The organism is Devosia sp. J2-20 (assembly GCF_055808475.1).
Genome location: NZ_CM147870.1, coordinates 597,378 through 623,994, shown reverse-complemented (window position 1 = coordinate 623,994; position 26,617 = coordinate 597,378). Strand labels below are relative to the sequence as shown.

General features: G+C 62.5%; 20 protein-coding genes. 7 read left to right on the top strand and 13 right to left on the bottom strand.

The window, feature by feature from the left end:
• Positions 1 to 212: 212 nt before the first annotated feature.
• From sucD to AC0L37_RS03000, 7 genes are all read right to left on the bottom strand, one after another.
• Positions 213 to 1,121: a succinate--CoA ligase subunit alpha gene (gene sucD / locus AC0L37_RS03030; protein WP_212656977.1), complete on the bottom strand. Its 909-nt coding sequence runs from the start codon at positions 1,119 to 1,121 to the stop codon at positions 213 to 215.
• A gap of 67 nt (positions 1,122 to 1,188) precedes the next feature.
• Positions 1,189 to 1,710 (bottom strand): hypothetical protein, encoded by a 522-nt coding sequence (locus AC0L37_RS03025; protein ID WP_282222041.1) that lies wholly within the window; start codon positions 1,708 to 1,710, stop codon positions 1,189 to 1,191.
• Between the two features lie 4 nt (positions 1,711 to 1,714).
• Positions 1,715 to 2,908 (bottom strand): ADP-forming succinate--CoA ligase subunit beta, encoded by a 1,194-nt coding sequence (sucC, locus tag AC0L37_RS03020; RefSeq protein WP_212656975.1) that lies wholly within the window; start codon positions 2,906 to 2,908, stop codon positions 1,715 to 1,717.
• Positions 2,909 to 3,050: 142 nt separating this feature from the next.
• Positions 3,051 to 4,013 (bottom strand): malate dehydrogenase, encoded by a 963-nt coding sequence (mdh, locus tag AC0L37_RS03015; protein ID WP_212656974.1) that lies wholly within the window; start codon positions 4,011 to 4,013, stop codon positions 3,051 to 3,053.
• 150 nt (positions 4,014 to 4,163) lie between these two features.
• Entirely contained in the window at positions 4,164 to 5,309 is a 1,146-nt protein-coding gene (zapE, locus tag AC0L37_RS03010) for a cell division protein ZapE (RefSeq protein ID WP_282222042.1), read from the bottom strand.
• A 158-nt stretch (positions 5,310 to 5,467) separates the two neighbouring features.
• Positions 5,468 to 6,070 carry an AprI/Inh family metalloprotease inhibitor gene (locus tag AC0L37_RS03005; RefSeq protein WP_269370362.1) on the bottom strand — a complete coding sequence of 201 codons (603 nt, stop codon included), beginning with the start codon at positions 6,068 to 6,070 and terminating at the stop codon, positions 5,468 to 5,470.
• A gap of 120 nt (positions 6,071 to 6,190) precedes the next feature.
• Entirely contained in the window at positions 6,191 to 6,424 is a 234-nt protein-coding gene (locus AC0L37_RS03000) for a hypothetical protein (protein WP_212656971.1), read from the bottom strand.
• A gap of 216 nt (positions 6,425 to 6,640) precedes the next feature.
• Between AC0L37_RS03000 and AC0L37_RS02995 the strand changes: the two genes are divergently transcribed.
• Genes AC0L37_RS02995 through AC0L37_RS02980 form a run of 4 tightly spaced genes read left to right on the top strand, consistent with a single transcriptional unit; the run spans position 6,641 to position 12,395 of the window.
• The gene (locus AC0L37_RS02995) at positions 6,641 to 7,741 is read left to right on the top strand and encodes a microcin C ABC transporter permease YejB (RefSeq protein ID WP_269370358.1); all 1,101 of its coding nucleotides are present in this window, start codon (positions 6,641 to 6,643) and stop codon (positions 7,739 to 7,741) included.
• Positions 7,738 to 8,874 (top strand): ABC transporter permease, encoded by a 1,137-nt coding sequence (locus AC0L37_RS02990; RefSeq protein ID WP_282222043.1) that lies wholly within the window; start codon positions 7,738 to 7,740, stop codon positions 8,872 to 8,874. Before AC0L37_RS02995 ends, AC0L37_RS02990 begins: the two co-directional genes overlap by 4 nt.
• On the top strand, positions 8,871 to 10,511 hold the full coding sequence (locus AC0L37_RS02985) for an ABC transporter ATP-binding protein (protein WP_473314217.1): 1,641 nt from the start codon (positions 8,871 to 8,873) through the stop codon (positions 10,509 to 10,511). Before AC0L37_RS02990 ends, AC0L37_RS02985 begins: the two co-directional genes overlap by 4 nt.
• A 36-nt stretch (positions 10,512 to 10,547) precedes the next feature.
• A complete protein-coding gene (locus AC0L37_RS02980) occupies positions 10,548 to 12,395 on the top strand; it encodes an extracellular solute-binding protein (RefSeq protein WP_473314214.1) in 1,848 nt (615 codons plus the stop codon).
• Positions 12,396 to 12,466: 71 nt separating this feature from the next.
• On the opposite strand, the gene AC0L37_RS02975 is transcribed toward AC0L37_RS02980, so the two are convergent.
• The 5 genes from AC0L37_RS02975 to AC0L37_RS02955 form a co-directional block, all read right to left on the bottom strand.
• Positions 12,467 to 13,069, bottom strand: coding sequence for a class I SAM-dependent methyltransferase (locus AC0L37_RS02975; RefSeq protein WP_269370350.1), 603 nt, complete (start codon positions 13,067 to 13,069; stop codon positions 12,467 to 12,469).
• Positions 13,070 to 13,091: 22 nt separating this feature from the next.
• On the bottom strand, positions 13,092 to 17,417 hold the full coding sequence (locus AC0L37_RS02970; RefSeq protein ID WP_282222046.1) for a translocation/assembly module TamB domain-containing protein: 4,326 nt from the start codon (positions 17,415 to 17,417) through the stop codon (positions 13,092 to 13,094).
• Positions 17,417 to 19,291, bottom strand: a complete 1,875-nt coding sequence (locus AC0L37_RS02965; protein WP_348984713.1) for an autotransporter assembly complex protein TamA — start codon at positions 19,289 to 19,291, stop codon at positions 17,417 to 17,419. The genes AC0L37_RS02970 and AC0L37_RS02965 overlap by 1 nt, the downstream gene beginning before the upstream one ends.
• Positions 19,292 to 19,550: 259 nt before the next feature.
• On the bottom strand, positions 19,551 to 21,500 hold the full coding sequence (locus tag AC0L37_RS02960) for a MacB family efflux pump subunit (protein ID WP_212656964.1): 1,950 nt from the start codon (positions 21,498 to 21,500) through the stop codon (positions 19,551 to 19,553).
• On the bottom strand, positions 21,497 to 22,705 hold the full coding sequence (locus AC0L37_RS02955; RefSeq protein ID WP_269370346.1) for an efflux RND transporter periplasmic adaptor subunit: 1,209 nt from the start codon (positions 22,703 to 22,705) through the stop codon (positions 21,497 to 21,499). The genes AC0L37_RS02960 and AC0L37_RS02955 overlap by 4 nt, the downstream gene beginning before the upstream one ends.
• A 178-nt stretch (positions 22,706 to 22,883) precedes the next feature.
• On the opposite strand from AC0L37_RS02955, the gene AC0L37_RS02950 reads away from it, so the two are divergent.
• Positions 22,884 to 23,660 carry an SDR family NAD(P)-dependent oxidoreductase gene (locus AC0L37_RS02950; protein WP_282222047.1) on the top strand — a complete coding sequence of 259 codons (777 nt, stop codon included), beginning with the start codon at positions 22,884 to 22,886 and terminating at the stop codon, positions 23,658 to 23,660.
• Positions 23,661 to 23,662: 2 nt separating this feature from the next.
• A complete protein-coding gene (locus tag AC0L37_RS02945; RefSeq protein ID WP_282222048.1) occupies positions 23,663 to 24,466 on the top strand; it encodes an endonuclease/exonuclease/phosphatase family protein in 804 nt (267 codons plus the stop codon).
• A gap of 38 nt (positions 24,467 to 24,504) precedes the next feature.
• Here AC0L37_RS02945 and AC0L37_RS02940 read toward each other — a convergent pair whose 3' ends face one another.
• Positions 24,505 to 25,539 (bottom strand): Ldh family oxidoreductase, encoded by a 1,035-nt coding sequence (locus tag AC0L37_RS02940; RefSeq protein WP_282222049.1) that lies wholly within the window; start codon positions 25,537 to 25,539, stop codon positions 24,505 to 24,507.
• A gap of 136 nt (positions 25,540 to 25,675) precedes the next feature.
• Between AC0L37_RS02940 and AC0L37_RS02935 the strand changes: the two genes are divergently transcribed.
• Entirely contained in the window at positions 25,676 to 26,569 is an 894-nt protein-coding gene (locus AC0L37_RS02935; protein WP_212656959.1) for an aromatic ring-hydroxylating oxygenase subunit alpha, read from the top strand.
• Positions 26,570 to 26,617: the final 48 nt, after the last annotated feature.

Here is a 26,617-nt window from a genome sequence, read left to right as displayed (position 1 = left end):
GCGCCCCGCCATCCTTCTGAACCGCCGGACAGTCCCGGCTTAATGAGCGGTCATTGCTTCTGGGACTATTGACCGCTTTTCCTTTGCATCCTGTTAAGACTTGCGGCGCCCCAGAAGGCGCCGCGGCTCACACTGCAGTGTTGTCGGCCACCAACACACACAATCGGTAACACCGATCTGTGTCCGAAGCGCGACCGACTTTCGACTAAGCCTTAGCCCTTGAGGACTTCGGCAAGCGTCCGGCCAATGCGTGCTGGCGACTTCGACATGCGGATACCCGCTGCCTCCATTGCCGCGATCTTGTCTTCAGCACCGCCCTTACCGCCTGAAATTACGGCACCAGCATGACCCATGGTGCGGCCTGGAGGAGCAGTCAGGCCCGCAATGAAGCCAGCCATTGGCTTTTTGCGGCCACGCTTGGCTTCATCGATCAGGAACTGGGCGGCATCTTCTTCAGCCGAACCACCGATTTCGCCGATCATCACGATCGACTTGGTGGCTTCATCGGCCAGGAACATTTCGAGCATGTCGATGAATTCGGTACCCTTGACCGGATCACCACCGATACCCACCGCAGTGGTCTGGCCCAGACCTTCATTGGTGGTCTGGAACACAGCTTCATAGGTCAGTGTGCCCGAACGCGACACGATACCCACCGAGCCCTTCGAGAAGATCGAACCGGGCATGATGCCGATCTTGCATTCTTCTGGTGTCAGCACGCCGGGGCAGTTTGGCCCGATCAGGCGCGACTTGGACTTTTCCAGCTTGGCCTTGACCCGCACCATGTCGAGCACGGGAACGCCTTCGGTGATGCATACGATCAGCTCGATTTCAGCGTCGATCGCTTCTTCGATGGCCGCAGCAGCGCCGGCAGGCGGCACATAGATCACCGATGCATTGGCACCGGTCTTTTCGCGGCCTTCAGCAACCGTGGTGAAGATGGGCAGGGTGCGCGCGGCATCCAGACCGCTGGTCCAAACTTCGCCACCCTTTTTGGGGTGCGTGCCACCCACCATCTGGGTGCCGAAATAGGCCAGAGCCTGTTCGGTATGGAACGTACCGGTCTTGCCGGTCAGGCCCTGTACGAGAACCTTGGTGTCTTTGTTGACGAGAATGGACATCTACTTCTCTTTCGTCGTTGGGCGCTCGGCGCCGAATTCCGCCTGCCATGGGCAAAGCGCCGTTGAATTACTGTTCAGTCGCCGCCTTGGGCGTATTGATGGAAAGCTGGATCACGAAACTGTCCGCATTGCGATGCGACAGCAGCAGCCAATTGGGCTTGTCGCTGGCCACCAGGCTGGCATAGAGCCCGTCATCGACCACCCGTGTCTCACCCGCATAGCGCGGCAGATCGGCAATCGCCTGGACGAGTTCATTGCCCCCTTCGGGCTGGTCGACATCAACCCGGCAATAGCCAAAGCTGCTTTCGGGATAGCTTTCGATCAGGGCAAACAGGCTGGCTTCACCTACGCCGGGCACGGCCTTATCGGCGGTGTACGACTTTACGAACGGGCTTTCGCCCGCATCTTCATAGGCATCCCAGCCCTGGGCTTGCGCCGCCTGTACTGCCAGCACATCGCCGCTGGCAAAACGCTCACACATCTGCAGAACCGCAAAGCCGGCTGACGCCTTGGTCTTGGTTTTGCCCTGCGCGGCGACAGGCGTCGCGCAGAGTGCCACAACGGCAATGATGGTGAGAGCGGCGCGCACCGCGCTAGCCCTGGACCGCCTTGACGATCTTCTGGGCGGCATCGTCCAGGTCATCTGCCGAGATCACGTTCAGGCCGGACTGATCCAGGATCGCCTTGCCTTCCTTGACCTTGGTGCCTTCCAGACGAACCACCAGCGGCACTTCCAGGCCGACTTCCTTGACTGCAGCGATCACGCCTTCGGCGATCACGTCGCAGCGCATGATGCCGCCAAAGATGTTGACCAGAATGCCCTTCACAGCCGGATCGGCGGTGATGATCTTGAACGCAGCAGTGACCTTTTCCTTGGTGGCACCGCCACCAACGTCCAGGAAGTTTGCCGGCTCGGCACCATAGAGCTTGATGATGTCCATGGTGGACATGGCCAGACCCGCGCCATTGACCATGCAGCCAATATTGCCGTCCAGCGCCACATAGGCCAGATCATACTTGGACGCTTCGATTTCCTTGGCGTCTTCTTCGCTCAGATCGCGCAGGGCCTTGAGTTCTTCATGGCGGAACGCGGCATTGTTGTCGAAGCTCACCTTGGCGTCGAGCACGCGCAGGTGACCATCATCCATCACGATGAGGGGGTTGACCTCGAGCATGCTCATGTCGGTGTCGACAAAGGCCTTGTAGAGGATCGGGAACAGCTTGGCCGCATCGGCCTTGGCATCGCCATCGAGCGCCAGCGCCGAGACGATCTTGGCCACGTCGGCATCGGTGACGCCAGCGGTCGGGTCGATATCGATGCTGATGATCTTCTCAGGGGTCGCCTCGGCAACCGCCTCAATGTCCATGCCGCCTTCGGTCGAGACCACGAACGACACGCGGCCGCTCTCGCGGTTGACCAGCAGCGAGCAGTACAGCTCGCGGGCAATGTCAGCGCCGTCTTCGATATACAGGCGATTGACCTGCTTGCCGGCATCGCCGGTCTGCTTGGTCACCAGCGTGTTGCCCAGCATCTCCCTGGAGAAGGCAACAACCTCGTCGACGGTCTTGGCCAGGCGCACACCGCCCTTGGCATCTGGACCCAGTTCCTTGAACTTGCCCTTGCCACGGCCACCGGCGTGGATCTGGCTCTTGACCACATAGAGCGGGCCTGGCAGCGACTGCGCTGCGGCCGCAGCATCGTCCGCCGAAAAGATCGCCACGCCCGCCGCAACCGGCGCGCCATACGACTTCAGCAGCTCTTTGGCCTGATGTTCATGGATGTTCATTCAAAGTCCCCTTGGATGGGTAAATCGCTTAGTGGTCACGGGGCCCCTGGCCCCCACCGCATCATTTCCGCTTGTGCGGAAATCTCATCTCAGTGCCCCCAAACGGGAAATCCCCGCTTGCGCGGGGATGACACCATCTTGGTTACGCCAGCTTGGGCGCAATCTTCTTGCAGGCCTCGATCAGCCCTTCAACCGCGCCGACCGATTTGTCGAACGCTTTTTGTTCAGCCGAATTGAGCGAGATCTCCACGACCTTCTCGGCACCGCCTGCGCCGATCACCACCGGCACGCCGACATAGGTGCCTTTGACCCCGAATTCGCCGTTCAGATAGACGGCAGCGGGCAGCACGCGCTTTTTGTCCTTGAGATAGCTCTCGGCCATCGCGATCGCCGAGGTGGCCGGCGCATAAAACGCCGAACCGGTCTTGAGCAGGCCCACGATCTCGGCACCGCCATCACGGGTGCGCTGGATGATCTCTTCAAGCTTTTCCTTGCTCATCCAGCCCATCTTGACGATGTCAGTGAGCGGGATGCCGGCAACGGTGGAGTAGCGGGCCAGCGGCACCATGGTATCGCCATGACCGCCCATCACGAAGGCGTTGACGTCCTGCACCGACACGCCCAGCTCATCAGCGATGAAGTGCACAAAGCGCGAGCTGTCCAACACGCCAGCCATGCCGATCACCTTGTTGGTGGGCAGGCCAGAGAACTTCTGCAGGGCCCAGACCATCGCGTCGAGCGGGTTGGTGATGCAGATCACGAAGGCATTGGGCGCATACTTGGCAATGCCTGCACCAACCTGCTCCATCACCTTGAGGTTGATTTCGAGCAGATCATCGCGGCTCATGCCGGGCTTGCGGGGCACACCGGCGGTGACGATCACCACATCGGAGTCCTTGAGGTCTTCATATTTAGAGGTACCGGTGATCGCGGCATCATAGCCCTCAACCGGAGCCGACTGGGACAGATCCAGCGCCTTGCCCTGCGGCACACCGTCAACGATATCAAACAGAACGATGTCGCCAAGGTCCTTGAGGGCAGCCAGATGGGCAAGCGTGCCACCGATCTGACCTGAGCCGATAAGAGCGATCTTTTTACGCGCCATAAGTCCTCATCCCAAAACTGCGTTGAATTGGCGCACGTTTAACCCTAGCGGCCCAGAGGGGCAAGTGAACCCTTCGTCTAAACAGCGCTTTCGCCCTTGCCGATGGGTGAAGCCCCCCTGCCCGTTGGGCAAGGTAGCGCTGCGCAAGCCCTAGTCTGCCGCAGGCGGGGCATCGCGCAGCCCCTGGCCGAGATAGTCCTCGGACTGCATCTCGATCAGCCGTGACACGGTCCGCTGAAATTCAAACGCGGTCTTGTCATCGTGGCCCAGCTCTTCGAGCGGCACCGCAAAGCTGGCGCCCAGCTTGACGCCGCGATCATAGAGCGTGTCGATCAGCAGGATGAACCGCTTGGCGGCGTTGGACATGGTCCGGTCCATTTGCGGCACGCCATCCACGATGATCGAATCGAACTGATGCGCGATGCGCACGAAATCGCGCGACCCCAATGGCTTCTCGCACAGATCGGCAAAGCCGAACCGTGCCGCTCCCAACGCTGTCAGCGGCACGGCAATGGAACGCCCGGTGCTTTCGACAATGCCCGGCTCACCGGGTTCACCCCCGGTAATGCGTAGCCACAGCCTGTCCATTTCCGCGCGCGCCGCTTCGCCCGTGCCAAAGGTATAGACATGCTGCCCGGCAAATTTCATCCGCCGGTAATCCTGCGCCGCGGGCAGCGATGCCACCCTCAGATGCGCCTTGAGCAGCGCAATAAAGGGCAGGAATAATTGCCGGTTCAGCCCATCCTTGTAGAGCTCGTCCGGCACCACATTGGACGTTGCCACCAGCGTCACGCCGCCAGCGAACAGTTTTTCGAACAGCCGCGACAGCAGCATGGCATTGGTGATGTCGTGCACATGCATTTCATCAAGGCACAGCAGCTTCAGCCCCGACTTCAGAATCGGTTTGACCACCGCCTCGACCGGATCGGCATCGCGCCCCTTGGCGCTCTTGCGAAAGGTCGACATGCCGGCATGGATTTCGTCCATGAACTCGTGGAAGTGCACCCGCCGCTTGCCCTCGATCGGCGCGGCGTTGAAGAACAGGTCCATCAGCATGGTTTTGCCGCGCCCCACTTCTCCATGCAGGTAAAGGCCCTGCACCGGGCCAGTGTTGGCATCGAACAGCTTGCCCAGGAGCCCCTTGGGCTTTTGCGCCTCGAGGCCAGCCAGCACATCATCAAGCAGTGCGGCGGCATCATGCTGGGCGGGGTCCGCCGTCAGGGCGCCGCGCGCTACCAGCGCGGCATAGGCCGCGTTGACCGGGCCGGAGGATGTTTGGGAAGAACTGGATGACATAGCAAAAACTGTGCTGCCCTCGGGCGCGACCCGAGGGTCAATTGCAGCATCCAATGCGTTGAGAGTGGTCTCCGGGTCAAGCCCGCGGACAGCAAGGAGAAGAATGGACCTTAGAGGTCAAAAGAAGCCGGCCATTGCAGACCGGCTTCCCAATTTTTTTAGCGGGCCATCGAGATGGCCTGGCCACCGCCCATGGTGCCGATATAGCGCCCACCGCTTGGCGCCAGGAACGCGGCGATATTGCCGTTCTCATCATAAAGCTGCAGCTGGCTGCCCACCTGCTGCCAACCGGCAACGCCAGCCAGGGTCGGAATGGCACAACCCGGCGCCGAGGCGCGGAAATAGCTGGTCCCGGTCTTGGCGGTCATGGGCAGGTTGAGGCGGCACTGCTGCGAGCCCGCAACCACATTCCACACGCCCTCAGGGCCCGTGGTCATGGCGCCGGACACGGGCCGGGCCAGTGGATCAAGCGACACGATCGACGATGGCGTGCCGGTCGTTGTGGCCGCAACCTGGGTATTGGCCTGAACCCCGCCCAGCACGGGCTGGCCAGACAGGCCTGGTGCAACCGTACCGGTCGCGCCGATTGCCGGCAGCGTTCCCTGTTGCACCGTAGAATTCTGCACCGGCTGCAATTGCTGTGGTGCCCCAATCGTATTGAGATTGGCTGTGTTTGATCCCGTCGAGGTACACCCCGCCACCAACAGCGCGATTGCTGCAACTCCCGCAGCGGAAAACGATCCGCGCATCCAAATCGACATTGGTCGCTCCTGCCCAAAGGCTTAACAAAAGTTAACAGGTCGGCTGGCTTATAGCCAAAGCCCACACTGCGTTCAACCGCCCTGGCCGCAACTGACGTAAGGCGCATCAATGTGGCGCTTTTACGTGTCGCTGGCCACCATTTCCTTCAACAACTCCGCCGCCAGCAGGGTTGCATCGGCCGCTTCCTCTTCGGGAACCTGCACGGGAACGCCCCCCTTGCCGAAGATATTGCCGACACCGGGCAACCCGCCTTCGCCATTTTCGAGCGGATGAAACCCGTGCGCCCGCAGCGCGGTCATCAGCACACGGGCCGTGGACGGGTTTTCGACATTGGCGATGATTTCGTAGCTCATGAGCAGCTCCCTATGGCGCAATCCTGACGCTCAATACACGGCGGGGCAAGCCATAACCATGGCCGCCCCGCACTGGACGCTTGCGCCCGTGCGCGGCTTGCCAAGAATTCATCAAAATGATGCACTCGTGCCCAAGCCCTTTCACTGCAAGGTGATTTGCCGCCGATCCCCCTGCAGCGCTTAGCTTGCCAGATAACCTGCCTGCCCGGAGACCCGATGGGCGCCTATATTCTTCGCCGCATCCTGCTGATGATCCCGACCGTATTCGGCATCATGGCCATTTCGTTCCTGATCACCCAATTCGCCCCCGGCGGCCCGGTCGAACAGGCGCTGGCCAATCTGTCAGGCCAGAACGTCTCCATGACCGAACGCATCACCGGCAGCGCGGGCGGCGATTTTACCGCCCAGCCCGGCCAGGGCGGCAAGAGCGGCTCGGCCTATCGCGGCAGCCAGGGTCTGGCGCCCGAACTGGTAGAGCGCATCGAAAAGCAGTTCGGCTTCGACAAGCCACCGCTCGAACGCTTCGGCATGATGCTGTGGAATTATCTGCGCTTTGACTTCGGTGACAGCTATTACCGCGACATCTCGGTGATCGATCTGATCAAGGAGAAGATGCCGGTCTCGATCTCGCTGGGTCTGTGGATGACGCTGATTGCCTATGGCGTTTCCATCCCGCTGGGCATCAAGAAGGCCGTCAGCGATGGCAGCCGCTTTGACGTCTGGACCTCGACAATTGTCATTATCGGCTATGCCGTGCCCGGCTTTCTGGTCGCCATCGCGCTGATCATCCTGTTTGCCGGCGGCAGCTTCTGGTCGATTTTCCCGCTCCGCGGCCTGCATTCCACCGGCGCTGCCAACTGGCCATTCCACCTCTGGCTGTTCGATTATCTCTGGCATCTGGTGCTGCCCATCATTGCCATGGGTCTGGGCGCCTTTGCCACCACCACCTTGCTCACCAAGAACTCGTTCATCGACGAGATCGGCAAGCAATATGTCACCACCGCCCGCGCCAAGGGCCTGACCGAAAATCAGGTGCTCTACCGCCACGTCTTTCGCAACGCCATGATGCTGATCATTGCCAGTTTCCCCGCCGCCTTTGTCGGCGCCTTCTTTGGTGGCTCCCTGCTGATCGAAACCATCTTCTCGCTTGACGGGCTGGGCCTGCTCGGCTTCGTCTCGGTGGCCAGCCGCGATTATCCGGTGGTATTTGCCACGCTCTACATCTTCAGCCTGCTCGGACTGGTGATCTCGCTGGTGTCCGACCTGGCCTATATGTGGGTTGATCCGCGGCTCGATTTCGAAAGCCGCGAAGTATGAGCGCCGTGACCGACACCGCGCCGCGCCGGCCCCGCCGCCGCTGGCTCAGCCCGCTCAATCAGCGCCGCTGGGACAATTTCCGCGCCAATCGCCGGGGCTGGTGGTCGCTATGGATCTTTCTGGCGCTGCTGGTACTGGCACTGGGCTCGGAGTTCATCGCCAATGATCGCCCCATCGTGGTGTCCTACCAAAACGAGCTGCTGTTTCCCGCCTTTGTCGATTATCCCGAATCCCGCTTTGGCGGCTTTCTGGGCACGCCCGACTATCGCGGCGACTTCATGGAACAGCAGATCGCCGACAATGGCTGGGCCATCTGGCCGCCGGTTCATTTCAGCTACAATACCGTGGACGGCTACCAGCCCGGCTCCGGCGCCATCGCCCCCACCTGGATGCTCAGCCGCGAGGAAGCCTGTCAGCGCTATCCGCTGGGCGTGGATGATCTCGAATGCAATTGGAGCAATTACCACTGGCTGGGCACCGATGGCGAAGCCCATGATGTGCTGGCCCGCCTGCTCTATGGCGTGCGCATTTCTATCCTGTTCGGCTTCACCCTGACCATCCTGTCCTCGATCATCGGGCTGATGGCGGGCGCTGTGCAGGGCTATTTCGGCGGCTGGCTCGATCTGATCGCCCAGCGCCTGATCGAAATCTGGACCTCCATCCCCGCCCTTTATCTGCTGCTGATCATCTCGAGCATTATCGCCCCCAGCTTCTGGGTCTTGCTGGGCATTCTGTTGCTGTTCTCCTGGGTGTCGCTGGTGGGCATTGTGCGCGCCGAATTCCTGCGCGGCCGCAACTTTGAATATATCGCCGCCGCCCGGGCGCTGGGCGTCTCCAATGTCACCATTATGTGGCGCCACTTGCTGCCCAACGCCATGGTCGCCACCCTGACGTTCATGCCGTTCATCCTGTCGGGCTCGGTGGTCACGCTGACCTCGCTTGACCTGCTCGGCCTGGGCCTGGAACCGGGGACCCCCTCGCTGGGCGACCTGCTGTTTCAGGGCAAGGAGAACCTGCAGGCGCCCTGGCTCGGCCTCACCGGCTTTTTTGCCATCGCCATCATCATGACCCTGCTGGTGTTTGTCGGCGAGGCTGTGCGTGATGCCTTTGACCCCCGCAAGGCCTTCGCATGAGCGCCCCCCTCCTTTCGGTCCGCGACCTGACCATCCGCTTTGGCGACAATCCCGCCACCCGCAATATCAGCTTTGATATCGCGGGTGGCGGGACCCTCGCGCTGGTCGGCGAATCCGGGTCGGGCAAGTCGGTCACCGCCCTGTCGGTGCTCAAGCTGCTGCCGCCCAGCGCGCAGCTGACCGGCCAGATCCTGTTCAAGGGCCAGGACCTGATCACCGCGCCAGCCGACGACCTGCGCGCCGTGCGCGGCAATGATATTTCGATGATCTTTCAGGAACCGATGAGCTCGCTCAATCCGGTTCACACCATAGAGGCCCAGATCGGCGAAGTGCTCGCCATCCATCGGGGCCTGCGCGCCAACGCCGCCCGTGCCCGCACACTCGAACTGCTCGATGCCGTCGGCATTCCCGACCCGGCCAGCCGCCTGGCTGCCTTTCCGCACCAGCTCTCGGGCGGCCAGCGCCAGCGCGTCATGATCGCCATGGCGCTGGCCAATGAACCCGATCTGCTGATTGCCGATGAGCCCACCACCGCGCTCGACGTCACCGTGCAGGCGCAGATCCTGACTCTGCTCAAAGATCTGCAGAAACGTCTGGGCATGGCCATGCTGTTCATCACCCATGATCTGGGCATCGTCAAAACCATCGCCGACCGCGTCTGCGTCATGACCGAAGGCGAAATCGTCGAGACCGGCCCGGTCGCCCCGCTGTTTGCCAACCCGCAACACGCTTACACCCAACACCTGCTGGCAGCCGAACCGCATGGCGCCCCACCGCCCAGCAACGAGAGCGCGCCCACCATTGTCGACGTCAGCGACCTCAAGGTGTGGTTCCCCATCAAGCGCGGCCTGCTGCGCCGCACCAAGGGCCATATCCGGGCCGTTGATGGTGTTGATCTGACCATCCGTCAGGGCGAGACGCTGGGCGTGGTCGGGGAATCCGGTTCCGGCAAATCCACCCTGGGCTATGCCCTGCTGCGGCTATTGCCCTCCACGGGCCGGATCGTCGTGCTGGGCAACGAAATCCAGTCGCGCTCCTGGAAGGCCATGCGCCCGCTGCGTGCTGATCTGCAGATCGTGTTTCAGGACCCGTTCGGCTCGCTCAGCCCGCGCCTGTCGGTTGACCGCATCATTGGCGAAGGACTGGCCGTGCATCGCCCCGATCTCAGCGCCGCCGAGCGCGATGCCCGTGTCGTCACCGCGCTGCGCGAAGTGGGCCTGCCGCCCGAAACGCGCTTTCGCTATCCGCACGAATTCTCCGGCGGCCAGCGCCAGCGCATCGCCATTGCCCGCGCCATGGTGCTCGAACCCAAATTCGTCGTGCTCGATGAACCCACCTCGGCACTCGATGTCTCCATTCAGGCCCAGGTCGTGGACCTGCTGCGCGATCTGCAGCAGCGCCATGGCCTGACCTATATGTTCATCAGCCACGATCTCAAGGTCGTCCGCGCCCTGGCCAATCGCCTGATCGTCATGCGCAATGGCAAGATCGTCGAGCAGGGCGATGCTGCAGCCATCTTTGCCGCGCCGCAATCGGACTACACCAGGACCCTGATGGCCGCCGCTTTCGACATCGCCACCCTCACCGCGCCCACATCGGCGGCAACCCCCCTGTTGTCCGCCCATGATCGCGCCTAGTCTGTTTTCCCAGTTCTCTAGCTCCGGAGCCGTCCGATGAAGTTCGCACCCGTCCTCGTCCTTGGCCTGATGGCCGGCCTGGCCACCCCTGCCCTGGCGCAGACCCCCACCGATGTGTGGACCCACGCCTTCACCATGACCGGCGAGCCCAAATATGGCGCGGACTACACCCATTTCGACTACGTCAATGTCGATGCCCCCAAGACCGGCACCGTGCGCATTGGCGATATGGGCGGCTTTGACACCTTCAACCCCGTCCTGCCCAAGGGCGAGGCGGCCGGTGGGCTGGGGCTGGTCTATGAGACCCTGATGACACCCTCCTCGGATGAGGTGAACACCTATTACGGCCTGATCGCCTCAAGCCTGAAGATCGCCCCCGATTATGGCGCGGTCACCTTCCGCATCGACCCGGCCGCCAAATGGCAGGACGGCGAACCCGTCACGCCCCAGGATGTTGTGTGGTCCTTCGACACGCTGGTCGAGATCAATCCCAACATGGCGCAGTACTACGCCAATATCACCAGTGCTGAAGTCACCGCGCCGGGCGAAGTCACCTTCACCTTCGATCAGACCGGCAATCGCGAATTGCCGCTGATCCTGGGCCAGATGCTGGTGCTGCCCCAGCACTGGTGGGAGGGCACTGACGCCAATGGCGAAACCCGCGATATCGGCCAGTCCACCCTTGAAGCGCCGATGGGCTCGGGGCCCTATCAGCTGGCCAGCTTCGATGCGGGCCGCACCATCACCTATCAGCGCGACCCCGACTATTGGGGGCTGAACCAGCCCACCCGCGTCGGCTCCAACAATTTTGATCAGTACAAGATCGAGTACTTCCTCGATCTGACCGTGCAGTTCGAAGCCTTCAAGGGTGACCAGTTCGACTGGTGGAGCGAGAACCAGGCCCGCCGCTGGGCCACCGCATACAATTTCCCCGCCGTCGCCGATGGCCGGGTGATCAAGGAACTGTTCCCCCAGGATTATGCCGGTAGTGGTGTCGGCGTCGGCTTCATCCCCAATATGCGGCGCGACAAGTTCAAGGACGAGCGCGTGCGCGAGGCGCTCAACTATGCCTTCAATTTCGAGGAGCTGAGCAACACGCTGTTCTTTGGCCAGTATGATCGCATCGACAGCTATTTCTTCGGCCTGCCCTTTGCCTCCAGCGGCCTGCCCGAAGGCGAAGAGCTCGAGATCCTCAACGAGATCAAGGATCTGGTGCCCGCATCGGTCTTCACCGAGCCCTATGAAAACCCGGTGGGCGGCGACTCCGCCAAACAGCGCGAAAACCTGCGCACCGCGCTGACCCTGTTCAACGAGGCCGGTTATACGCTCAATGGCACCAAGCTGGTCGACGCGGCGGGCAATCCCTTCACCTTCGAAATCCTGCTCAACGGCCCCACCATCGAACCCGTGGCCGCCAATATGGTCGCCAATCTGGCGCTGATCGGCGTCGATGTCAGCGTCCGCTCGGTCGACAGCCCGCAATACATCAACCGCCTGCGCAGCTTCGACTACGATGTCATCTATACCGGCTGGAGCCAGTCCTTCTCGCTGGGCAATGAACAGCGCTACTATTTCGGCTCCGGCAGCGTCGATGAAGAAGGTTCGCGCAACTATGCCGGCATTGCCGATCCTGGTGTTGACGCCCTGATCGACAAGATCATCGTCGCCGGCGATCGCGCCACCCAGGAAGCGGCCAGCATGGCGCTCGACCGCGTCCTGCTGCACCACCACTACATGGTCCCCAGCTACACCCTGCGCAATTCGCGCATCGCCCGCTGGGACCGTTTCAGCCACCCCGATCCGCTGCCGGAGTTTTCCTCGGGCTTTCCCACCATCTGGTGGTATGACGAGGCCAAGGCCGCCAAGACCGGCGGCGCGCAGTAGTCAAGATTGGCTAAGTCTGACGCGATCTGTTCCTCCCCCTTTTCGGGGGGAGGATAGCCAGAGGCAAATCCCTAGGCTGGCTTGCGCGCCACCAGATCGATCAGGGCGGACGGCCCGGCATGCGCGGATCCCTCGCTCAGTTCGGCATCATAGCTCTCTAGCGAGATGATCTCGAGCGCACCAAAGCGCGCGCGCAGCAGCGCCTCGGTATAAAGGTTCTCGAGCTGCCCCGGCCCGCCCGTGCCATAGCCGAGTTGCTCGGGGCGATAGCCTTCAAGCAACAGCAGACCACCCGGCTTGAGGGTGCGCACCATGCCGGCAAACATCGCGTCGCGCATGGCGGGCGGCGCGAACTGGATAAAGATGGCGGCCACCACATCGAACCGGGCTTCGGGCCAGTCATAGGCACCGATATCCAGGCATTGCGTGGTCAGCGTCACGCCCCGCCTTGTGGCCAGCTGATCGGCCTTGGCCAAACCAATTGGCGAGGCATCCACGGCCAGCACGTCCAGCCCCTGTTCAGCCAGGAACACGCCATTGCGGCCCTCGCCATCAGCAACGGCCAGCGCCGAACCATAACCCTTCAGACGCTCCGCATTGGCCGCCAGAAAGGCGTTGGGCGCTTCGCCGAACACATATTCGGCCCGGTCATAGCGCTGGTCCCAGAAGCTCATCGCGCCCTCATTGGGTTGGGATCTAGTAGTCTTTCTCGTAATAGACGCCGACGCTCGAATTGCCGTCCTGGCTGGCCGAACCCGTCACCTTGAGATCGCTGGTGACATCGAGATTGATGGTCACCTTGCTCTGCCCGCCGGCCCCGGCCTGCACGCCCAGATAGACATTGTCCTGCAAATAGGTACCCGCCTGAACCGCGACATTGCCATCGGCATCGGTGACGATATCGAGATCATCCAGCCCCGCAGCGCCGCGCAGGCTGTCCACCAGCCCATTGCCACCGCCACCCACCAACTCGGCGGCCGCAGCTGCCAGCTTGGCCAGCTGCAGTGGCGACAGCTCGCTCATCGAGCGCTTGAAGATCAGCCGGCTGAGCACTTCATCCTGCGGCAGGGCCGGGCTGGAGGAAAAGCTCACATCGATATTGGAGGCGCGGCCCGATACGGTCACATAGACCGTAATCCCCTCACCCTCGGTGACGGCAATCAGGTTCAGCATGGGATCAAGGTCGCCCACCAGGGTGACCTGACCGGATTCAAATGTCACGCGCTGCCCCAGGATCGCCAAGCGGCCGCGATTGAGCGAAAACGCACCCACCGGCTGGATATTGCCGATCGGACCGGTGACCCGCACCGAGCCACCCACTTCGGCATCAAGCCCACGGCCGCGGATGAAGATCTGGTTGGGCGCGCTGATCTTGATGTCGAGCAGCATGCCCGGCGAGCGCGTCTGCGGAATGGGCGCGCCACTGGTCTCGTCGATCCGGGCACGCGCCAGCGTGCGTTCCACCGCAGCGGGGGCGCGCACGTGTTCGACATTGATCAGGTCGGCGCCAGAACCAAAATTCTCCGGCACGGTGATATTGGCTTCTTCCACCCGCACGTCGCCGGCCAGCAGCGATGAGCCGGTCAGATTGCCTGTCAGGGTAAGATTGCCCCCCACCGTCGCCACAAACAGATTGCCATCGGCATAGCGCACTGAATTCAGCGCCACGCGAATATCGGCGGGATAACCACCGCTCAGCCCCACCGAGCCAGAGGCCGACACCGAGCCGCCACGCGCCAGATTGGTCGAAAGCTGTTCGATCACCAGCCGGTCGCCATTCAGGCTTGCCGAACCGGTAATGCCCTGCATGCGGAAATTGAGTTCAGGATCGATATAGCCAGCGCCACTTGTCGATACCCGGCCGCCAAATTGCGGATTGTCCAAACTGCCCGTGACCTGGGCGTTCAGGTTGACCACACCGCTCAACTGGCCACCGCGATCAGCAACAAAGCGATTGGCCAGTACCAGCGGCGCCGAACCGGTCACCGATACGCTCAGGCCATTGCCGCTCAGGGGCACCGTGCCCGAACCGCTTATGGTCAACCCGCCCGCGCCATTGGCCGTCAGCGAGGCCAGCGACACACTGCCATTGGCAAAGCTGCCATTGGCCGTCAGGCTGAGCGGCGCAATACCGAAATCATTGATGGCGGCAGCGCCAATGCCCTGGGCCTGGGTGGTGAACCGCACTTGGGGATCACTGCCCGAACCCGAGATCTGGGCCTGCCCGCTCAGCGTGCCGCTCAGGCCCAGCTCGGGCGCCACGGCGTTGGCCACCGATAGCGGCAGCGCATTGATGTCGAGCGCGATGTCGATCACCTCGCCAGCCGACCCGCTTGCCGTGATCGACCCCGATCCCACATTGAACCGCACTGCATCAAGCCGCACATCGGAACCGGCAACTTCCAGCACGGTTGGCTGTGCCAGAGCCGCCGAGAGCGTGCCCTGCTGCAATTGCGCCCGATCCAGCGCCAGACGATAGCCGCCATCGACCGGGGTCAGCGACCCCGCCAGATCGACATCGGTGCCTGTTGCCAGCGCGGCCTGCGCGTCAAAAGCGGTGGTCTCGCCCGTCTGGTTGGCCCGCGCGCTCAGCGTATCGATATCGACGCCCGCAGCGGCAATATTGCTGCCATTGATGGCGCCATTGATCACGGGCACCCCGAACAGATCGGCAATGCTGGCATTGATGTCGGCAGCGCCAACCCGGATGTCGTTGACGCTGAGCGCCCGCACATCACCGCGAATGCTGGCACTTTGCTTGGCCTTGACCGGCGTCAGGGTAATCTCGGCATTGACCGAACCACTGGCATCGAGCAGCGCCAATGCTGCCGCCACTGACACGTCCGGCGACACCACGCTGAGCCCGCCATTGATCAGCCCGGTCAGTTCGGTGCGTGTCAGCCCGCCGCTGATCCGCGTCCCGCCTGCCTGAAAGTCGATATTGGCCAGCGACTGCTCGGCTGGCGCCACATTGACGTCCGCTGCCAGTGTCGTGCGATAGCCATCCAGTGCTGCCGCGCCGGAAATCTTGCCGCTCAGCACCTCGCCGCGATATTGCCCGGCAAACCGCAGCGCACCCTCGCGCAGCGCCCGATCAGCCAATTGTCCAGCCGGGACACTGGCGTTGAGATCAAGATCGATCACATCGTCCATGCCCTTGGCCGTGCCCACCACGCTGAGCGCACCACTGGCCTGGTCGGACAGCAGCGACAGGTCACTCAGATCCAGATTGAACGCGAAATCGGCCAGCACGCTGGAATAGGTGCCGTCGGCCAGCAGCTGAACCTGGGTGTTGGCGATGCGAAAATTATCAGCGGTCAGGCCCGCCTTGCTGCGCGCCACCCGGCCCGAGAGCTTGACCGTGCCGGCCAGCAGATCATCGGCAATCTCGTCGCCAATCGCCAGATCGCGGCCCGTACCATCCAGCGTCAGATCAAAACCACCGGTGAGCGGCTTGACGGTCCCCTTGGCCGCCAGCGTCAGCCCGCCGGACAGATCACGATCCGCCAGTCCGGAGAACGGCGCAATGCTGGCCGTTTCCAGCCCGATATCGCCGGTAAAATTCAATCCATCCAGCTGACCCGACAGAGCCGCCGTCAGCGCCTTGCCGACCACCCGCAACTGCGCCAGTTGCACCGGCTCACCCGCCTTGTAGAGCCCGGCAATACCAATGCCGATTTCATCGCCCAGCGCGGCTTCGATAGCAGCATCGGCCGCAATGCCGCTCAGCGAGCCATCACCATTGAAGGTCACCATACGCGCCGTTGGATCATCGAGCGCGGTCGCCACACCATCGACGGCCAGCGCCAGGGTATCTGCCGTCAGGCCCGGCTGGGAAAAACCGCTCACATTGAGGTTGGCGCGCCATTCCTGCGGTGCGCCATTGCCGACGGCCCCGCCATAATCAACCGTCAGTTGGGCTGAACGCACCTTGGTCGACGCCCCCGCCACCGGCAGCGTCACCGCGCTGCCTGCCGGATCACTGATCATGGCATTGAGGGTCAGCTCACGCAAAAAGCTGTCAGTCGTGGTTTCGGCCGAAGCCTCAAGCTGCAATTGTCCGCCACTCAGGCGCAGTCCGCTGATAGACAGCCCGCCATCATTGCGCACCAGCGCATTGGCACTCAAAGCCGTCTCGGCACCAAAAAATGGCTGATAGGCCTGCGCCATCAGGTTCGACAGGGGACCGCGCAGATCGGCATCGACGCCAAAACCCTCGGCCTGCTGCCGCACAGTCGCCACGCCGCTCAACGCGGTCTGGCCATTGGCCTGCAGTTCAAGTTCGGTGCGCAGATCGCCGACCGGGCCCTTGCCATTGAGCGTCAGCGTGACCGCCGGGCGCCCTTCAATATTGAGCAGATTGGCAATCACCCCGTCTTCGGGCTCCACCAGCGACAACCCCAGGTCAAGATTGCTGTCGCCCTGCGCATAGGCCAGATCCAGATTGAGCGTGCCGCCCGGCCCATCAAGCCGGACAATGTCCAGACTGGTGTTCAAATTGCCCCCATCAAGCGAGAACGCGCCTTCCAGAGACACCTGTGAACCCAGCCCGAAGACGCTTTCACCAAAGCTCACCTGGGGCACGCTGAGCTGTTCAAGCTGAATGGCCACGGGGAATTCGGGCACGACAAAGCCACCCTCTTCCGCTGGTGGCAGATCAACCTGATCACTGGGCACCGCATTGCGCAGATAATCGATCGAATCGGCGGTCAGCGAACGGACTTCGAGCCGGCCGAGGAACAGCGCGGCCTGGTTCCAGTTCAGCTGCGCATTGTTCACCCGCAGCCAGACGCCTTCGGCATCGGAAATGGTGATTTCACGCACCGAGACATCCGAGCCCAGCACACCATCGATATTGGATAGCCGGATCTGGCGCTCAGGGGTCGACAACTGATCCTGCACAAAACTGGTCAACCAGTCCTTCTGCGCATCATTGTCCATATTGAGCACGTCCTGCGCCACCAGGGCCGCAGGCACGCCAAGGCCCACAAGGACCAGCAAGGCAATCAGAAAACGCCGCATCAGAAGGCCTGCCCGATGCCGACATAGACGGCATAATCAGCGTCACCCGGCTTCTTGTTCAGCGGGATCGCCGCATCCAGTCGCAATGGGCCAAGCCCTGTGTAATAGCGCAGGCCGGCACCTGCCCCCAGGCGCAGATCATCAATGCTCGGGAACACATCGGCGGCCACATAGCCACCGTCGAGGAACCCGACAATGCCGAAGGCTTCGTTGATACGCATACGCGCTTCGAGCGATCCTTCGAGCAGATAGCGCCCGCCGGTCACATTGCCCGCACCATCATTGACGCCAATCGACTTGTAGCCATAGCCACGCACCGATCCGCCGCCGCCGGCAAAGAACAGCTTGTCTGGCGAGATTTCCGACAGGGCCGGCCCCACCAGGGCACCGCCCTTGATCCGGCCCGCCAGAACGAACGGATCATTCTCGCCAAAACCGAAATAGGTCCGGCCTTCCAGCGTCACCCGCGCGCCGGCATTGGCGAAGCGGAATTCATAGAACGGCTCGACACTGGCCTGGGCATACCAGCCCGCGGTCGCATCGACCCGGTCATTGCGGAAGTCCAGCGTGGCACCGCCATAGAGCCCCGCCGTAGTGAAGTCGCGCGTGCCGAAACTGTCGTCAAACCGGCTGCGCTCCAGCGACGCGCCGCCTTCAATGGTGATTTCGTCGGAGAAGATATGCGTCAGCCCCAGCCGCCCCGATGCCGATGTTTCGGTATAGGTCGGATAGATCGTTCGCTCGGCCGCCACCGCCGCCACCAGATCGGTATCGGGCGTGAAAATGCCCGGCTTGGTGAAGGTGCCGCCAAAGGAATAGTCGAACTGCTCGGTATCGATCGGATAGGCGATGCTGGCGATCCGCGCATCAAGCCGCAGCCGTTCGGCCTGACCGAACAGATTGCGCCACAGGTGATAGCCCTCAACGCCCAGCCCATCGATCGAGGAATAGTTTGCGCCCACGCCAAAGCGTGCGCCGGGCAGTTCCTGGACAATCAGCGTATAGGGCAGCAGCCCGTCAACGCCGATGGATTCAGCTGCCTCGAGCCGCGCTGCGCGGAATACTTCGAGCCGGTCCAGCCGCTTTTGCGCCAGGGCCAGCGTATCCGGATCATACTCTTCGCCGACCACAAGCCCGGTTTGACGCCGCACGAATTCGGGGTCCATCCGCTCGGTGCCGGTCACGGTCACATCGCCAAAGGCCGCCTTGCGACCGGGATTGACCGTGATGGTCACATCCACGCTGCTATTGGCATGGTCGGCCACCACTTCGCGGCTGGCAATGACAGCCTTAGGAAAACCCTGCTGTCGCCAGGCGCGCAGGGCCAGCTGCTCGGCCTGCAGAATGACGCTGGACCTGGCGATCTCGCCACGACCGAAACCGCGCGTCGATGGCGGCGGCACAAAATCAAACGGATCGCTGGTGATCGGCGCCGCATTGACCACATCAACGCTGTTGAAGCGGAACAGGGGGCCCGGCTCGACCACAATGGCCACATCGACCGGATCGGGCAGGTTGACGTCAGGGGCCAGCTTGGCCGCTTCCTGACCACCCACGCGGATGCTCACCACGCCGCCATAATAGCCTTCATTGTAAAGCGCCGCGACCAGCCGGCGATAATCGCCCCGCGCCTTGGCCAGCAGCCCGGCCGCGCCCGAGGCAGGCTTGGTTTCATCGGCCACCAGCGAGGACGCATTGCGTACCACGCTTTCAAGCGCGCCGTCGCCATTGACCGCCACGCTGACCACATAGGGCTGCGGGTCCGCAATCACCACCTCAGCGTCGACCGCATTGGGGTCTTCGAACAGCTTGAGGCCAAAAATTTCAAATGCAGCAACAGGTGCAGCGGCCATACCCAGACTGGTGGCCGCCACGCACAAGGCGCAAAAACTCAATACTCGACGCGCTATATGCAGTGAACCAATCCCGCCCGTTACGCTTCAACCAGATAGGCAGAAGCTTACATTGTCATCCAGAGCGACAACATTGCGTTAATCACGCTGCGCTCGGACCAACAGATGTCCGTCCGTCCCAGACGTTGAACCCACAGTTTACCGTGAGCACGGGGGCGCACACAAGCGCCCTGCGCGCCTGCAGCAAAAAGTGATGAAGAGCCGCGAAGCCGCCAGCGCGCTATTCGCGGGCCAGGGCCTCCACCGGGTCCAGCCGGGCCGCGGAGCGCGCTGGCATGAAGCCGAACACCACGCCGATCAGGCTGGCCGAGGCAATCGCCAGCACCATTGATTCTGCCGAATAGGCCATGGTCGCGCCCGGCACCAGCATGGTCAGCAAGGCCCCCAGGGCAAAACTCAGCCCCACCCCGGCCCCACCGCCGACAAAGCACACCAGCACCGCCTCGATCAGGAACTGGCGCAGGATGTCGCCGCGCCGCGCGCCTACCGCCATGCGGATACCGATCTCCTTGGTGCGCTCGGATACCGACACCAGCATGATGTTCATCACCCCGATACCGCCCACCACCAGCGAGATGATCGCAATGGTCGAAATCAGCAGCGTCAGCGTCGCCGAGGTCGACTGGATGGTGTCGCGGATCGTGTCGGTGTTCATCAAAAAGAAGTCGGCCGTGCCGCCATGCAGCCGCGTCACCAGCTCGGTGATGTCGGTTTCAGCCTGCGCCATGTCGAAGTCATCGGCCACCCGGATCGCGATCGAGCTCAGATGCGCCTGACCCAGAATGCGGTCCATCGCGGTGGTATAGGGCACATAGACATTGGCTGAATTGCCGCCCGGGCCAAAGCCGGACACCGTCTCGACCACGCCGATCACCCGCACCGGCACCTTGCCCAGCATGATGACCTGACCGATCGGGTCTTCACCATTCACAAAGATCGCGTCGCGCGCATTGCCGTCGATCACCGCTTCCTGGGTGCGCTGGGCAACGCTGGTCGTGTTGAAGCCAACACCCTCAGCAAAGCTGCGGCCATTGACCTGGAAATACTGCTCGCCCACCCCCGTCACAGTCGCGTTGGACGAGGTATTGCGGAACAGCACCGTGGCATTGCTCGACACCTGTGGGGTCACGCTGTCCGCAAAGGGTTGCTGGGCCAGCGCATCGGCATCGGTGGGCATCAGCGTTTCAATGCGGCCTGATCGCCGGTCACCGAACCCGGTGCCGGGATATACATTGATGGTATTGGTGCCGATCGAGGAAATATTGTCCAGCACCGTCTGCTGGCTGCCCTGCCCCAGCGCCACCACGCTGACCACCGAGGCAATGCCGATAATGATGCCCAGCATGGTCAGAAAGGTGCGCATCTTGTGGGCGATCATCGCCCGCAGCGCCATGCGCAGCGCTTCGACACTGCGATCAATGCCTTCGCGCCAACGCGCAATCTTGCGCATCGGCGCCTTCGGGCTGACTGCCGGACGGTCATCGCCGCTGCGGGTGTCCGAGACAATCACGCCGTCGGAAATCTCGATCACCCGATTGGTCAGTGCGGCCACGGCCGGATCATGGGTGACGATGATGATGGTGTGCCCGTCCTGATGCAACTCGCTGAGCAGGGCCAGCAATTCCTTGCCGCTGCGCGAATCCAGTGCGCCCGTCGGCTCGTCGGCCAGAATGACTTCGCCGCCATTCATCAGCGCCCGCGCCACGCTGACGCGCTGCTGCTGGCCGCCCGAAAGCGCATTGGGGCGATGGGTCAGGCGCTCGCCCAGCCCCAGCCGGGTCAACAGCGCAATGGCGCGCTCGCGCCGCGCCTCGCCATCCACCCCGGCATAAACCGCCGGCATCGCCACATTCTCGATGGCATCGAGATCGGGCAGCAATTGATAGCGCTGAAAAATAAAGCCGAAATGCTCGCGCCGCAGGGCCGCCAGGGCATCGGGACCCAGCCGACCCACTTCCTTGCCGGCAAAGCTGTAGGTGCCCGCACTGGGACGATCCAGGCACCCCAGAATGTTCATCAGCGTCGACTTGCCCGAGCCCGACTGGCCGATAATGGCCACCAGCTCGCCCTGCTCGATATCGAGATCGACTTCCTTGAGCACGGTGACGCTCTCCGCCCCGGTCTGGAACCGGCGCGTCAGCCCACGGATCGAGATGATCGGATCACTCACGGACGGCCACCACCCAGCAATCCGCCACCACCAAAGCGATTGCCACCCGGTGCGCCGCCACCGGCCTGTCCGCCGCGGCCGCCAGCCGTCGCGCTGGTGACAACCTGATCACTCTCATCCAGACCGCTCTTGATCTCGGCCATGATGTTGTTGTTCAGCCCCACCTCGATGCGGCGCGGCTCGACTTCTTTGGTATCGGGGTCATAGACCATCACCACGCTATTGCCGCGCGGATCCTTGCGCGTCACCAGCGCCGAGCTCAGGGTCAGCGCATCGCGCGCTTCAGCAAGCACGATGGTCACCTGCGCGGTCATCGAAATGCGCAGCTTGTGATCGGGGTTCGGCACATCGAACAGCCCGTTGTAATAGACCGCGCTGTCATTGGAGCTGGTGTCGGAATTGATCGAGGTCGGCGCGGGCTCCACTTCGCGCAGTTCGGCATCGATCTGCACATCGGGCTCACCCAGAATGGTGAAATAGACCCGTTGTCCGGCCTGCACCCGCACCACATCGGCTTCCGAGATTTCCGCCTTGATCACCATGGTATCAAGATCGGCAATCTTGACGATGGTGGGGATGGTCGAATTGGCGTTGACCGTCTGCCCCTGCTCCACCAGCAGGGCCACTACGGTGCCGTCATTGGGGGCAACGATCTTGGTGCGCGCCACATTGAGTTCGGCCGATTCCACGCTCAATTCTGCCTGGGCAATCTGCGCATCAAGCTGATCGATCTGCGCCTGCGCCGAATCCACGGCAGCCTGTGCCGTTTCCAGATCGGTCTGAGACACCAGGCTATTGGCATTGAGCTGCTGGTTGCGCTTGAGCGTTGCAGTGGCCTTGACCAGACTGGCTTCCTGGCTGCGCTTCTGCGCCTCGATCCCGGCCAGCACGGCCTGGGCGGTCTTGACCGCATTCTCCTGATCAAGACTGTCGATCTCGGCGATCAGATCGCCCTTCTTGACGTCCTGTCCCAGCGACACATGCACTGCTTCGATCCGCCCGGACACTTCGGCGCCCACGCTGACCAGCGAATTGGCCTGCAGCACACCCGAGGCCAGCACGGTCTGTTCAATGTCGCCGCGTGACGGGGTTACCGTGGTCGGCACTGTTGCCGCCTGCGGTGTTGCCAGGAAATACCACCAGGCTGCGCCACCAGCGCCTGCCAGAACCACCAATACCACCAGCCATTTTGCCAAGGTCTTCAAGCCGCATCACCCCAAATCTGATTGGCACCATCATAATAGCGCAAATCTCTTCGAGCACGTGAGCACTTGGTAATCACATTACAATTTGGAAAGGCACGCCATCGGACCGTTTCAGTTGACGCCGCGCGCCCTGCCGGTCCAACCTGTTTGCATTCGGACTTTCTCCCAGGACATTGCCATGTACCAGCTGCTTGATCCCAGCCGCTTCGTCGTTTTCATCACCGGTGCAACCTCCGGTTTCGGCGCTGCCGCTGCACGCCGCTACGTTGCAGCGGGCGCCAAGGTTGTCGCCACCGGTCGGCGCTGGGATCGTCTGGTGGATCTGCAGATCGATCTGGGCGCCGAGAACTGCCATATCATCCAGCTCGACGTGCAGGATCGCGCCGCCATCGACGCGGCCATCGCCGATCTGCCCCCGCCCTTTGCCAATATCAATGTCGTGCTGGCCAATGCCGGTCTGGCGCTGGGCCTGCAGCCCGCTGCCGAAACCGACGTCACCGACTGGGAAACCATGATCGCCACCAATGTGACGGGACTGGCCTATACCGTGCGCGCCCTGCTGCCCGGCATGATCCATCGCGGCGGCGGCCATATCGTCACCCTGGGCTCGGTGGCTGGCGACTATCCCTATCCCGGTGGTTCGGTCTATGGCGCCACCAAGGCATTCGTGAAGCAGTTTGCGCTCAACCTGCGCTCGGACGTTCAGGGCAAGAATATCCGCGTCACCAATATTGAACCGGGCCTGACAGAAACCGAATTCTCGCTGGTCCGCTTCAAGGGCGACGAGGAAAAGGCGGCCAAGCCCTATTCGGGCACCAAGGCCATGAACGCCGAAGACATTGCCGAGACCATTTTCTGGAGCACCACGCTGCCCGAACACGTCAACGTCAACCGGCTGCAGGTCATGGCCACCACCCAGGCCTTTGGTCCCTTCGACATCTATCGCGAAGACTAGGCATGCGCATCGTCTCGCTCAATGCATGGGCCGGCAAGCTGCACGCGCCGGTCCTGCAATATCTGGCCGAGATCGACGCCGATATCGTCTGCCTGCAGGAGCTCTCGCGCACGCCGACGGCGCGCTCCGCCTGGCTGATCTATCGCGAGCCGGGCCTCGAACTGCCCCAGCGCGCCAATTTCTTTGATGAAGTGGCAGCGGTTCTGCCCGGTCATGACGGCGTGTTCTGCCCCACTGCCAGCGGCCCGCTCTATGATGGCGAGGCGCTGCTCCCCTCCCAGTTCGGGCTGGCCACCTTTGTACGCAAGACCATCCCGGTCATGGCCCAGACCGTCGATTTCGTGCACGGGCACTATACGCCCGACGGCTGGGGCGAGCATCCCCGAGCCCGCAACGCCCACTGCCTGCGCATTCTTGATCCCGCCACTTGCGCGCCTCTGACCATCGCCCAGATGCATGGGCTGCGCGAAACCAGCGGCAAGGCCGACACCCCGGCCCGTCACGTTCAGGCCGATGCGCTGGTCAATCTCATCGAACGCGTCTGGCCCGGCGACGAACGGCTGGTGGTCTGCGGTGATTTCAATGTGCTGCCCGATAGCGTGACCTTCCCGGCACTGGCCCGTCTGGGCCTGCGCGATCTGGTCACCACCAATGGCTTCACCGACACCCGAACGTCGCACTATGAAAAGCCCGGCCGCTATGCCGACTACATGCTGGTGACTCCCGACGTGGCGGTCAAAGCTTTCGACGTTGTCGCCCAGCCCGAGGTCTCCGACCACCGCGCCCTGCTGCTCGACATCGACTGAAATCGCCTGCCACGGGCAAACGCAGACGGCCCGCGCCCCTATAGGCCCAGGAACCGCTCGGTATCGGGATCCACGGGCACACCCTGCTCTTCACGTTGGGCCACTGTTTCCCACTCGCGATCACCCGGTGCCATCACCCGCTCGCCGCCCGGCCGCACCGGCGCTGCGCGCAGGCTGGACAGATAGCGTGTGATCATCATGCCGAACATGTCGCGCCCGACAAACTTGTCGGGGTCCACTACCAGCACGAAATGCCCCATATTGCGTGGTGTCGAAATATCATCGCCGCCATACATCGGGATGAAATCACTATCGAGCGTGGTGCCGGTCAGCAGCGCCGAGAACAGTGTTGCCACCCCGGCCAGCGCCGCACCCTTATAGCCATAATCCGCGCCGCCCAGCGGCAGCAGCATGTCGGCCCGATCGGGATCGGTCGTGGCCACGCCATGCGCATCTGCGGCGACACCCTCGGGCAGTTCCAGCCCCAGTGAGCGATGCAGCAGCACCCGGTTCATCGGGATCGACGAAGTCGCCATATCCAGCAGCCATGGTTTGCTGTCGGGCACCGGCGCGGCGAAGGCCAGCGGGTTGGTGCCATGAAACCGCGCCGCGCCGTCAAACAGCGCCACCATGGAATCGGTATTGGTGGTGGCAAAGGTCACATAGCCCTGCTCGGCTCCCGCCAGCGCATAGGCGCCCGCAGCGCCCAGATGGGAGGAATGGGAAATTCCCACCGCGCCCACGCCGGCTTTCTGCGCCAGGTCGATCCCCACCTCGACAGCCTTATAGGCTGCATAATGCCCCAGCCCGTCATCGCCATGCACCATGGCACTACCCGCCGCGCGGATATCGACACTCAACTGCGGGTTCTTGTTCAACCGCCCGCCCGCCAGCATCTGGCAATAATGCTCGGTCAGCCGCACGCCATGGCTGTCCACGCCCACCATCGAAGCGTGCAGCATGGCCCGCACCGCTGCACCCAGCGACTCCTCGCTCGCCCCGGCCTGCCGCAACGCCGCCGCAACCTTGCTCTCCAGCGCTGCCGCCGGAAACCGTTTCACCTGTGATTCCATGCAAGTCTCCCTCGGGCCCACTCTAGATGATTCCCGCGCCCGATCAGCATGAGCAATCCGCATGGCCGCATGTTCAATTTTCCGCTGGCACTCATTGCCATGACGCTTATGCTGAACCCAAATGTTGAGACCATCCATGACCGATATCGATCCGACCACCCACGACCTCTGGCAGGTCATCGCCGCCACCGACGAAGTGCCCGTGGGTCAGGTTGAAACCACCATTCTGCTCGATACCCCCATCGCCCTCACCCGCGATCGGGACGGCTTGCCGGTTGTATGGCGCCGCACCAGTGAGCAGAAGGGCGACGAGATCGACCCCGAAACCATTATCGACCGCCTGCCAGTCATCACCGGCTATGGCTATGTCTGGACCAGCTTTGGCCACCCACCGGCTGAGCTGTTCCCCATTCCCGAATATGCCGAGGCCGATCGCACCAATATGAGCTGCGGCTCCATTGGCCTGCATGTCTCGGCCCCGCGCGCTGTCGAGAATTTCCTCGACATGGGCCACTTCCCCTATGTCCACACCGACATTCTGGGTGCCGAACCCCATACCGAGGTCAAGGAATACGACGTCGAGGTCTCCGAGGAGCGCGACGAGGTGCTGGCCACCCGCTGCAAGTTCTTCCAGCCCCGCGCGGCCCTGTCGGCCACCGATGGCATGGAGGTCGAATATGTCTATCGCGTGCCGCACCCCTTCTGCTCGGTGCTCTACAAATCCTCGCCCGAGGCGCCCGAGCGCCGCGATGTGATCGCCATTTTCCTGCAGCCCATGACCCAGGAGCGCTGCCGCGCCCATCTGCTGCAGTCAATGATCGACTCCACTTCCACCATCACCGAACTGCGCCGCTTCCAGCAGACCATTTTTGGGCAGGACAAGCCCATTCTGGAAAACCAGTATCCCAAGCGCCTGCCGCTCGATCCGCGCGCCGAAACCCCGATCCGCGCCGACAAATCCGCCATCGCCTACCGCCGCTGGCTCAGCCAGAAAGGCATCACCTACGGCACCATTCCCATGGCGTCGTAAGATGACACGAGGCGCTCAGCCGGCGCCTCCCTCCCCTTGTGGGGAGGG

Coding starts and splice junctions, on each gene's coding strand:
- zapE (WP_282222042.1), bottom strand. CDS start 5,309: ATGTCATCCAGTTCTTCCCAAACATCCTCCGGCCCGGTCAACGCGGCC.
- AC0L37_RS02950 (WP_282222047.1), top strand. CDS start 22,884: ATGTACCAGCTGCTTGATCCCAGCCGCTTCGTCGTTTTCATCACCGGT.
- AC0L37_RS03000 (WP_212656971.1), bottom strand. CDS start 6,424: ATGAGCTACGAAATCATCGCCAATGTCGAAAACCCGTCCACGGCCCGT.
- AC0L37_RS02995 (WP_269370358.1), top strand. CDS start 6,641: ATGGGCGCCTATATTCTTCGCCGCATCCTGCTGATGATCCCGACCGTA.
- AC0L37_RS02980 (WP_473314214.1), top strand. CDS start 10,548: ATGAAGTTCGCACCCGTCCTCGTCCTTGGCCTGATGGCCGGCCTGGCC.
- AC0L37_RS03005 (WP_269370362.1), bottom strand. CDS start 6,070: ATGTCGATTTGGATGCGCGGATCGTTTTCCGCTGCGGGAGTTGCAGCA.
- sucD (WP_212656977.1), bottom strand. CDS start 1,121: ATGTCCATTCTCGTCAACAAAGACACCAAGGTTCTCGTACAGGGCCTG.
- AC0L37_RS02940 (WP_282222049.1), bottom strand. CDS start 25,539: ATGGAATCACAGGTGAAACGGTTTCCGGCGGCAGCGCTGGAGAGCAAG.
- AC0L37_RS02935 (WP_212656959.1), top strand. CDS start 25,676: ATGACCGATATCGATCCGACCACCCACGACCTCTGGCAGGTCATCGCC.
- AC0L37_RS02975 (WP_269370350.1), bottom strand. CDS start 13,069: ATGAGCTTCTGGGACCAGCGCTATGACCGGGCCGAATATGTGTTCGGC.
- AC0L37_RS02985 (WP_473314217.1), top strand. CDS start 8,871: ATGAGCGCCCCCCTCCTTTCGGTCCGCGACCTGACCATCCGCTTTGGC.
- AC0L37_RS02990 (WP_282222043.1), top strand. CDS start 7,738: ATGAGCGCCGTGACCGACACCGCGCCGCGCCGGCCCCGCCGCCGCTGG.
- AC0L37_RS02970 (WP_282222046.1), bottom strand. CDS start 17,417: ATGCGGCGTTTTCTGATTGCCTTGCTGGTCCTTGTGGGCCTTGGCGTG.
- sucC (WP_212656975.1), bottom strand. CDS start 2,908: ATGAACATCCATGAACATCAGGCCAAAGAGCTGCTGAAGTCGTATGGC.
- mdh (WP_212656974.1), bottom strand. CDS start 4,013: ATGGCGCGTAAAAAGATCGCTCTTATCGGCTCAGGTCAGATCGGTGGC.
- AC0L37_RS02945 (WP_282222048.1), top strand. CDS start 23,663: ATGCGCATCGTCTCGCTCAATGCATGGGCCGGCAAGCTGCACGCGCCG.